General features: G+C 73.3%; 1 pseudogene. It reads left to right on the top strand.

Annotated features, from left to right (window positions below):
- A pseudogene (locus VR45_RS34155) lies at positions 1-540 on the top strand (hypothetical protein); the annotation flags it as partial.

The raw sequence follows: 540 nt of genomic DNA on the forward strand, positions 1-540 counted from the left end.
GATGGGCATGGCCGACCCGCTGCGGATGCGCGACGGCCTGCTCGCCACCCGCGGCGCCGACGCCACCACGGTCGGCACCATCACCCTGGACAGCTACACCCGCACCGGCGACCTCGCCGCCGCCCGGAGCGCGCTCACCGAGGGCGTCGGCCTCAACGGCTACCCGATCGCCAGCCACCCGGTGGACGTCACCCGGGCGGTGCTGCGCGGGATCGCGGACGCCCGCTTCCCGGTGCAGGTCCGGCACGGTTCGGCGATGCCCGAGCACATCATCAGGGCGCTGCTCGCGGTCGGCCTGGACGCCACCGAGGGCGGCCCGGTCTCCTACTGCCTGCCGTACAGCCGCACCCCGCTCAGCGAGGCGGTGGCCTGCTGGCGGCGCAGCTGCGAACTCCTCGCCTCACTGCGGGAGTTCGGAGCGGAGCCGCATCTGGAGACCTTCGGCGGCTGTCTGATGGGGCAGCTCTGCCCACCCAGTCTGCTGATCGCGGTCAGCGTGCTGGAGGCGCTGTTCTTCCGCCAGCACGGGCTGCGCAGCAT

It is taken from the genome of Streptomyces sp. NRRL S-495 (genome assembly GCF_000966955.1).
Taxonomy (GTDB): Bacteria; Actinomycetota; Actinomycetes; order Streptomycetales; family Streptomycetaceae; genus Kitasatospora; species Kitasatospora purpeofusca.